7 protein-coding genes are annotated in these 7,918 nt (G+C 50.7%); 5 read left to right on the top strand and 2 right to left on the bottom strand.

Annotated elements, in window-relative coordinates:
- Positions 1-234: 234 nt before the first annotated feature.
- Positions 235-1,071 carry a helix-turn-helix domain-containing protein gene (locus tag ACR0J0_RS22800; protein WP_480666275.1) on the bottom strand — a complete coding sequence of 279 codons (837 nt, stop codon included), beginning with the start codon at positions 1,069-1,071 and terminating at the stop codon, positions 235-237.
- 266 nt (positions 1,072-1,337) lie between these two features.
- On the opposite strand from ACR0J0_RS22800, the gene ACR0J0_RS22795 reads away from it, so the two are divergent.
- From ACR0J0_RS22795 to ACR0J0_RS22775, 5 genes are all read left to right on the top strand, one after another.
- Positions 1,338-3,080, top strand: coding sequence for an amidohydrolase (locus ACR0J0_RS22795; RefSeq protein WP_480666274.1), 1,743 nt, complete (start codon positions 1,338-1,340; stop codon positions 3,078-3,080).
- Positions 3,081-3,139: 59 nt separating this feature from the next.
- On the top strand, positions 3,140-3,565 hold the full coding sequence (locus tag ACR0J0_RS22790; protein WP_480666273.1) for a putative quinol monooxygenase: 426 nt from the start codon (positions 3,140-3,142) through the stop codon (positions 3,563-3,565).
- 113 nt (positions 3,566-3,678) lie between these two features.
- Positions 3,679-4,461 carry a hypothetical protein gene (locus ACR0J0_RS22785; protein ID WP_480666272.1) on the top strand — a complete coding sequence of 261 codons (783 nt, stop codon included), beginning with the start codon at positions 3,679-3,681 and terminating at the stop codon, positions 4,459-4,461.
- A gap of 141 nt (positions 4,462-4,602) precedes the next feature.
- Complete coding sequence (locus tag ACR0J0_RS22780; protein WP_480666271.1) at positions 4,603-5,394, top strand: DUF3299 domain-containing protein; 792 nt, start codon at positions 4,603-4,605, stop codon at positions 5,392-5,394.
- 349 nt (positions 5,395-5,743) lie between these two features.
- Complete coding sequence (locus ACR0J0_RS22775; protein ID WP_480666270.1) at positions 5,744-6,745, top strand: AraC family transcriptional regulator; 1,002 nt, start codon at positions 5,744-5,746, stop codon at positions 6,743-6,745.
- A 65-nt stretch (positions 6,746-6,810) separates the two neighbouring features.
- On the opposite strand, the gene ACR0J0_RS22770 is transcribed toward ACR0J0_RS22775, so the two are convergent.
- Positions 6,811-7,326, bottom strand: coding sequence for a hypothetical protein (locus tag ACR0J0_RS22770; RefSeq protein WP_480666269.1), 516 nt, complete (start codon positions 7,324-7,326; stop codon positions 6,811-6,813).
- Positions 7,327-7,918: the final 592 nt, after the last annotated feature.

Below are 7,918 nucleotides of genomic sequence, written 5' to 3'. Positions count from 1 at the left end.
CCAACACAGCCGAACCAGCCGCCTCAGGGCGGCTTTGTTCATTTTGGGCCAACCCAATCATTGCTGCCAGGGCACCCTCCAAATCAAGCTGCCCTCTTTATACGTATAGGGGCTTTGGCGCGTTCCGCAGCGAATTTGCGCTTCCCGCCCTCTCGGCGACAGCTTATACGCTCGCAGCATGAATCTGGCGGCTGAATCGAATGGCAGCTCTTGAGTCCAGAGCGAACTTTCGTTTTACGAAGATCCTGTGCCTGAACTTTTTTTTGGTCGAGACGCGGTTTCTATCGGTGTCTCACCGAAGAATTGGCGGTAGGCAACTGATGTCCGGCCTAGGTGGCTAAAACCGGCTTCGCCGATGAGCGTGGAAATGACACCTTTCTCATAGGTGCTTGCCAGCAGAAGCGACCTTAGTCGATGCAGCTGGACAATCGATTGAAACTTGCTTGGGCCAACACCAAGTTGTTTTTCAAAGGCCAAAAAGAGTGACCGCCTCGATACCCCGAGTTCGCGGCACAGTTCTTGAACGGTTAGTTTCGTGCCAGCCGGGTTTTCTGAAAAATACGCTTCAGCCGCCGCAACGGTCTTCCATTGACTATAGCTCGCCTTGTCGGCGCCCATTTGTGGTTCGGTCCGGTAAAGGAGTTCACCTGCCAAGTTTTCGAGGTTTACAAGGATGTCATTTAACATCCAAGCATCTGTCCCATCCGCGGTCGTTTGTTTGTGGCAAAGCCATTTCTCAATGCATCGGGCATAAGCACTCAGAGCGTCGGATCTGGACAGGCGGATGGGTGCTTTAAACGTTGCCCATCCACGCTTCTCGACCTGTAGCCACGGAACTTCCAGCAGGTATATCTGAGTGCCAGCTTCGGCTACGTAGTCATACTCTGTTGGCTTTTGCCCTTGCCAGAACACAAGAAACGGATCCTCATATAGAGTTCCCTGAAATCGAACCGGTTCGCCATTGGGCAAGACTAAACCGAGAAAGACTGTGTCGCCGTGTTGAACTTCTTGGAAACGAATACGCGAAAAATATTCCTCGCAATAAAGGCTAAAACCATTGTGTTGGGCCATGCGCCAATTCAGCTTCGGACCCTGTGGAGAGAGAGCGAGCGCTTCGAGTTGGACGCCAGTGTAATCAGGCAGGTGATCCACTGAACGTATTTTCTTGGACCGTAACATAGCGCCTCAGTTAACCCTTACTGCGACCAGCTCTGGCAGTAGCACATTGAAATTCAATTATTCATAATAGTTTGCACGATTCGGATAGCCAGTCCTAAACTCAGGTTACACTATCGATCTCGAACACAGAAAACCTGTCAATGTCCTCGGAGTGCCTCATGAAGAAGCTTACACTTTCCATTGCTGCGCTATTGGTGTCCTCAACTGCTCTCTATGCGCAGGCCGCCGATCTGGTCTTTACCAACGCATCCGTGCTTACCATGAATGACGATGCGCCGACCGCGCAGGCCGTTGCGGTCACGGGCAACCAGATAAGCTACGTTGGTGATGTTGCTGGGGCCGAGGCGCTGATCGGTGATAACACCGAAGTTCTGGACTTGGGCGGGGATACCCTGCTGCCGGGCTTTGTGTCAGGGCACGATCACATCGTTGCATCGGGCTGGACGTCGCGCGGTGTAAGTCTGTTTGGAATTGAAACGCTTGAGGAGGCCTTGGCCGCAGTCAAGGAATATGCCGATGCAAACCCTGACGAGGAGTTGATCCTTGGCTATGGGTTCAATCAGGTGGCTTATGGCGGGTGGCCTACAAAAGAAGATCTGGATTCGGTGGTTTCTGACCGTCCGGTCTTTATCCTCGACTTCACAATCCACGATGTTTGGATGAACTCCAAAGCCTTTGAAGCGGGTCAAGTTAGCCCTGATGAAGAGGATCAGGTGCCGGGTGTGATGTTCTGGCAGCGCGACGCCGAAGGCAACCAGACAGGAATCGGCATTGAGTTCCAGTGGGCTGCGGCATTTAGAAATGCAGGTGCTTGGGACCCGGCAGGTGAAATTCCTGACATCCAGAAAAACCTCTACGATCAGGCCGTCAAAACCGGAATTACAGCCGTTCACGTGCCTCTGATGGCTATGCCGACAGTTACCGATCTGTCCCTCGTGAAAGATGACGAGAAACTCGCGCTGGCCCACCTACACGAACTGGAAAAGAACGGTGAGCTAACGATCCGTACCTTTGTAGCGACGGGGTTCAAGGACCCGACCGCCACTGCTAACGAAATCGTAGAACACACACTCGAATTACGCGAGCAATACGACAGTGACATGCTGCGCATCTGGGGCATCAAAATCCATCCAGAAGGGAACTGGAGTTCAAAGACTGCCTGGATGCTGGACGATTACGCCGATGGGTCCGCGACGCGCGGTGCGGCTGCCATTGAAGGCCCAATGATAACTTCGGTCTACCTGCAGGCCAATCAGAACGGACTTCCGGTGGGCACTCACGTCGATGGGTCACAAACAGTGCGCAACACGGTTAACGCGATCATGACGGCGCGAGGCGCGGGGTACGATGTTCCGAATAACCTTTTGCACCACTATTTCTGGGTGTCCGATCAGGACCACGAGACTGTTATCGAAAACGAGATCATGGTGAACACGACCCCGCTTTTCCATGTCGATTGGGAAGCTCAGGACGTAAACGCTTTGGACCTGTTGGGGCGCGCAAAGGTCGAAGCGATTTTTGCCCGCTATTCGTCGCTGATGGCATTGGGGCACAACGTTTCGATTTCTTCGGATGTGCCATCCGCGCCGATTGATCTGATCGGTCCGCTCCTGAACGTTGAAATTGCAATGACTTTGCAGGACCCACTAAATCCGGACAGCAAACCGTTCCCATTGTCGCGCAAACCGGCCTCATTGGAAGAGTCGCTGAAAGCGGTCACGATCTATCCTGCCGCACAGCAAGCAATGGAGGACAAAATAGGCTCCATCGAAGTGGGCAAATATGCCGACCTTGTTGTTCTCGATCAGGACATTACTGCAGTCGAACCGCGCGAAATCTCGAACATCAAGGTGTTGGGCACGCTAATGGATGGGCGGTTCACGCATCGGGACGGCATTTGACGGCTGGGGCGTACAACGCCCTTGGCCGTCTCGTGCAAACTCCGGATAGGAGGCCAAAATTGAAACAACTGGTTCGTTGTACAGCTTTTTGGGTGGCTGCAAGTTTTTCAATGGTGACTCATGCTAACGCGGAAGAGGTCGCATTCATTGCCATACTGAGCGTTCCGACTGAAAACGCACAGGATTTCGATTCTTTGGCCAGAGACATGGTTGAGGCATCTGCCACCGATGACGGGCTTTTAGTTTACGAGTTCGCCCGAGTTGGCGAGACGGTGTACGGCTACGAACGTTATGTGGATGCCGCTGCCCATGCCCGGCACGAAGCGTTGGTCGAGCCCTTCATTCCACAGTTGGTTGAGTTGGCGCAGTTCGAGAAGATTGTCACCCTTTCGCAGCTTACGAATGACCATCAGGAACTGTTCCGAAGCATTGGGGCAGAGATTGGCCAACCAATTGCAGCTGCAGCGCAAGGGCCATCCAAATGAATGCGCGATGGCAAAGTAGGTTCAGAAAAAGTCTACAGAAAAATCTAAGCGGTACTCGGGAGCAAATGATGAAATGCCGACTTTGCACTTGTGCTGTCTTCTTCGCTGGGCTGATGAGTGTTCAAGCCAATGAAGCCCAAGCCTGCGATGCCGCTTGTCAGGCTGCGCGAAAGGCCGCGAACCCGCTTGCGGACACAAAAGCGCTGATCACCGACAACACGATCGCCTTCAGAACCGGGACGAATGACGACGACAGCTACAATTTTCAGCTACAGCCCGTCTATTCAGTTCCATTGACGGACGCCACCTTAGTGCTTCGGGGAATTGTGCCGATTCAAGGTGTCCAGCCCGGAGCCGTGTTGCCGCCTGGAATTGTCGACCCCTCGGAAGAAGACGATTTGACCTGGGGTATCGGCGATTCAACTGTGCAGGCATTCTATTCTCCTACGCCGGGAGAAAGCGGAACCGCACTGGGCTACGGCCTGCAAGTTTCCCTGCCAACGCACACGAATGACGCCTTGCAAGGCGCAGGTTGGGGTGCTGGCCCTGCCTTTGTCATGTTTGGGCAAACAGGTGATCTGTCGTGGGGTGGCGTCATTGCCCATATGTGGGGCGAGAACGATTTCAACGTGACCATCCTGCAACCTATTTTGAACTATGGTTTGGGAGAGGGCTGGTACATCGGGTACAATAACGTCGTTTCGTACAATTGGAACTCCGCCAGCAATGACGAAGCTTGGGCGATTCCACTGGGTTTGACCGCTGGTAAGACCTCGATCATCAATGAGGCAAAAGGCACCGCTATGGACGTCAGTGTGGGATACTACACTCTAGAGCGCAAACCTAACGGCGGGCCGGACAGACAACTTAAACTGGGTTTGTCGTTCTTTTTTTGACTGGCATTGGAGGCATGATTCAAGGAACTGCTTTCAGCGGCCGGGAACAGCAAAAACACGAGAGTGAACGATCTCTTGCTTATAGACCTTGGCCGAAAACTTGGCCCCGTCGCTACTTGGAGGAACAACTGGAGCTCTGGAATGACAAGTAACCTGATCGCTCTGACAATTTCAGTTTTTGCGTTCGCGCACATTCACGTCGTTCAGGCAGAGGTTACCCGGGACCCGCAGGAAATTGCTACCCCAACCTCTCCTTCGGGGGCTAAGCGTTTTGACATGTCTGAGCGCATACTTGATTTGGCCATTGCCGAAAGCTCCACAGCGTTGGATGAGTCTATTCAGGAACATGTTGCGGTTAGCTGGCGTGATTTGAAACCAGCGCTAAAGTCTCTGGAGACGCCATTTGCTTCGCTGCCAGATCCGTTGTTGAACGCTATGCGAACGCAAGTTCGTTGGCGAACATCCAGTAGCAGTGAGCGTTCTGATCCTGATCTAATTAAAGAGTATAAGGCGGCCACTGGTGTTCTGTCCGCAAATGATGTCGACGTGGAAAACCTGATGCTAGAGCGTCGAAAAATCATTGCGCAAAACAACGCAATCGGGCGCGGTCCAAATTTGGAAAAACTGGGTACGACAATCAGGCTGCCCGGGTACATAGTGCCACTGACAATCGATGGAGGAATTGTAACCGAATTCCTGTTTGTCCCTGTTGCAGGTTCTTGCGTTCATACACCTTCGCCGCCACCGAACCAAATCATTCATGTTGACTACCTCAAGGGCGTCGAACTTAAATCTATTTTCGATGCATTTTGGATCGAAGGTGAACTTTCAGAGGAACGCAAAGTCAGCCATGTTGCATTCTACGATGGCGCTACAAACGTGGAGTCTACTTACAAACTAAACGCAAGTTTTGTCGAATTATTCTCCCATTGATCCTGAGAGGTTCATTCGTCCAAAGCTTAGGGTGCTAGATCATTACTTTGAGGTTGTGAAAGTGTCGACGCCCCGCTGATCTCGTTGTGACATTGTGGGTTTGCAAGCACCCTGAATGCAGACGGCTACACAATGATGTTTCCTGCTGAATGTTAGTTTGAACAGTTTTCGGCTTCATTAACGGAAGCATAGGGAAGAGAGGGATCCTCTGCTTGCCTCAAGCTCGATGCAAATAATCTATCAAAACAGATGATCTTTATTGCTATACAAAGTGACTTGCAGCCCTTCGTCAGATATCATTTTTGGAACATCCCGCATCAAAACCACTGCGTATTATTGGAATAGGTTGATGGGTGTCGACAACACTTGGTTACGGCATTTTGCCCAAATGCTCGCGCAGCACATGGAAGATGCAAATGAATTTGAGGAAGTCTTAAGAAACTCAGGTTTGACGCGAGCCGACTTGAAAGAGACCACCAGAGAGATTGACCCATTTAAGGAGGGTCAATTTATTCGTTTGGCTTGTGATCAGTTAAGAGACCGAGCCTTCGCTACAATAGCCGGTTTGGCATTTAAAACGCCTCGCGACATAGTTTGGTATATTTCAAAGTATTCACAGAATCTTAGAGAAGCTATTGTAAATGCTTCACTTTACGGTGCTTTGGTTGATGAGAGCATTGAATACAGTCTTGTTGAGTCAGGAAACCACGCTTCGATGAGGATGCAAATTGTTGATGGCGAGCTCAGCAGGTATCATCGACGCACCGAGTTTCTCTTGTTCTCGACAATTTCATTGATGCGCATTGTCACTAATACTCACCTTCACCCTCTAGAAGTTCGGTACAAGCACGCAGTTAAGTCTTCGGCATCCGCAATGAGAAAAGCGGCGGGCTGCACGATTTCCTTTGACGCCGAAGAAAACGAAATCATTCTGTCGCTTGCATCGCTTGATCTCCCAATACCAAGTTATGACCCTGCACTCAGAAACCATCTTACGGACTACGGAAATACCCTTTTGAGAATGCGTACCGCGAGTTCACCAGGGATACGTAGTAAGGTTGAAGCCCAGATATTGAATAAGCTCCCGGGACGAATTGCAAACGCGCAGGAAGTGGCGTCAAACCTTGGGCTAAGCACACGTTCGCTATCGCGACGTCTCAGTGAGGAAGGCCTTAGTTTTCGTGGTATTGTCAAAAATATCAGGTGCGATCTTGCGAAGACGTATCTCAAGGACGGGTTCAGCATCGGAGAAGTTGCATTCTACCTGGATTTTGCCGACCAGCCCGCGTTTTCTACGGCATTCAAGCATTGGACGGGGCTAACGCCGCGCGAATTTCAAAGACAAAATTGAGCGGATGCGATGTCCTGGCTTCGGCCTGGGCTGTTTAACTACACCTGAGATACGTCGCTGATTGATTAGTGCGTCATAGAGGATATTTGGGTGACTACGCAGTTTGAAATCTGTGGCGCCCTCCACAAGACGAGCTCATTTAGCTCACCATTTTCGATAACCATTGCGACAGCGCTTTTGGGGATTTTGGTTTCAAGGATAATCGGAATTTTGGCAGTCGAACCATGACATTTAATTACATAGTCCATTGCTGCATCAAAGTTTGTCGCCCAAGACAAACCAACTTCTTTTCCTAGGCTTTGACCGCGAAAAACTGAGATTTCATTGGGAAGCCGATGCCACTGTTCCGTCGGAACCCAACATGACTTTCGTTTTTCTGCGTCCATCGCGTGCACGAACATGGTGTGATCAATTTTTTCGAACCCACCCCATAAACCCCTCAATAAAGGCCAAAAATCTGCGCTGGAGATTTCATTTTCAAGTAACATTTCAACAACGGCGTCTGCGCGTTGATCGGCTTCATAGTGTCTGTTCAAATGCATGTTGATTACTTCGACGGCACTGACTGCTTCGGTCTGCATGACTGACGCTCCAATTCTATCTCTGTAACTTACCAGGCACCTTGTTTGGCGCGTCATCCAATATTGGTTTGGAGTGTCCATTCACTCATTCGAAATTCAGCCAAAAGTTTTCTTTCTTCGGCCAAAACGAAGTGAGACCGGGCCAACCCCAGTTGCTTCTTTATTTAGACGCAGGAGGTTTCTTGGTTTCTGGATGGCGGTTTAACGGCAGAGTTGCGGACTTACCTTCATTCGCTGGAGAGCGGTTCTGATACCCGCGATGGAGTTACTCTCGCAGATGGGAATGTCCGCTCTGGGTTCTGTGCGAACGTTGAAACTGGTGTCTTGATTGTCACTTTTGCCGTCCAAAGCGGCCATTTTTTCAAACAGCCAGGGAATGCGTAGACATAGCTTGTTAGGTTAACAGTTCCGTCGACGTTCGGTATAGGCCAAATCCTGCTCCCGCAACCAGCGTCGGAATTCCAAAAAAACTCCGTTCGGACCGTAATGCCTTCTAAACAGGCCCGTCGAATCCGGTTTCGGATCCTATTTTTGTTGACCAACGCTTAAAGGTCTCCAACATATCTCAATTGTGAATCCTTTTCGGGGAAGA

Source organism: Ruegeria sp. BF12 (genome assembly GCF_056538705.1).
Note: the sequence above shows the minus strand (reverse complement) of the source record. Positions and strands in the feature narration are given on the sequence as shown.